This is a genomic window from Endozoicomonas sp. SESOKO4 (assembly GCF_024606275.1).
Map to the genome: position 1 here is coordinate 1 of NZ_JAHHPS010000436.1, position 1,552 is coordinate 1,552.

General features: G+C 52.8%; 2 protein-coding genes. Both read left to right on the forward strand.

Features of this window, described 5'->3' with window-relative positions; translation table 11 throughout:
• Positions 1 to 1,100, forward strand: a 1,100-nt coding sequence (locus KDK16_RS08645) for a GspE/PulE family protein (protein WP_257275625.1), incomplete at its 5' end; no start/stop codon positions are given.
• The coding region (locus KDK16_RS08650) for a type II secretion system F family protein (protein ID WP_257275626.1) at positions 1,100 to 1,552 on the forward strand (453 nt) is incomplete at its 3' end. The genes KDK16_RS08645 and KDK16_RS08650, both read left to right, overlap by 1 nt.

Sequence of the window (1,552 nt, forward strand, 5' to 3'; positions counted from 1 at the left end):
CCGATATTCATATCGAAACCTTCGAAAACTGTCTGGTGATTCGCTTCCGTGTCGATGGTGTTTTGAGAGAAATCCTTCGACCCCAGCGCAAGCTGGCGGCATTGCTGGTATCCCGTATCAAGGTTATGGCCAAACTGGATATTGCCGAGAAGCGGGTTCCTCAGGATGGTCGTATTTCCCTGCGACTGGGTGGTCGTGCCGTCGATGTCCGGGTATCGACACTGCCTTCTCGTCATGGTGAGCGAATCGTATTGCGTTTGCTGGATCGCAACAGTGTCCGCATGGATATGTCCAGTTTAGGTATGACGCCCGATATTCATCAGCATATCAGTGAAGCTCTGCATAAACCTCACGGTATTCTGCTGGTCACAGGCCCGACCGGTTCCGGTAAGAGTACGACACTGTACGCTGGTCTGACAGAAATCAACGACACCGAACGTAATATTCTCACTGTTGAAGATCCTGTGGAATACGATCTCGAAGGCGTGGGTCAGACACAGGTCAACCCCAAGGTCGATATGACCTTTGCCCGGGGGCTGCGTGCCATCCTGCGTCAGGACCCGGACGTGGTGATGGTGGGTGAGATTCGTGATCTCGAAACCGCAGAAATTTCTATTCAGGCCTCCCTGACCGGTCACCTGGTGCTGAGTACCCTGCACACCAATACGGCTATCGGTGCTGTCACACGCCTGAGGGATATGGGCATTGAACCTTTCCTTCTGTCATCCAGTCTTTTGGGCGTTTTGGCCCAGCGTCTGGTTCGTACCCTCTGTCCTTCCTGCAAAGTAGCGCGAGAGCCAACGCCTCATGAGCGAAAGCTGTTGGGAATAGACGACTCTGACAGCAGACCCGTTCACGAAGCCTGCCCTGAAGGTTGTTCCGAATGTCATGGTGGTGGCTACAAAGGCCGAACCGGCATTCATGAATTATTTCTGGTCAACTATGAAGTCCGCCGTATGATTCATGAAGGTGTAGGTGAACAGGCTTTGGAAGATGTGATTCGCAGGACCAGTCCCAGTATCCAGAAAGATGGCTTTCGTAAAGTTCTTGCGGGTATGACTTCCATTGAAGAAGTACTGCGGGTGACCAGGGAGGAATAATGGGCGTATTTGCTTATGAAGCCCTGGATAAAAAGGGTAAAAAACGCAAAGGGGTGCTTGAGGCTGATTCCCCCCGCCAGCTTCGTCAGCAGTTGCGTTTGGAAGGTCTGGCTCCGGTGGCCATTACTGAATCCGAACAAAAGAGCAGTGGCGAACGGGCGTCGTTTTCTCTGTTCGAGAAGAAAGCCAGCCCGGCTGAAGTCGCCATGTTGACTCGTCAGCTAGCGACTCTGGTAGCGGCTGCCATTCCTCTGGAAGAGTGTCTTCAGGCTCTGTCCCGTCAGGTTCAGAAATCCCACCTGAAAGCCATGATCACTACCGTAAGAGCGAAGGTACTGGAAGGACGGACGCTGGCAGAAAGTCTGGCGATTTACCCGAAAACCTTTGACACACTCTATTGTTCCATGGTGGCGGCTGGCGAAAAGTCCGGTCACCTGGATACGGTTCTGGAG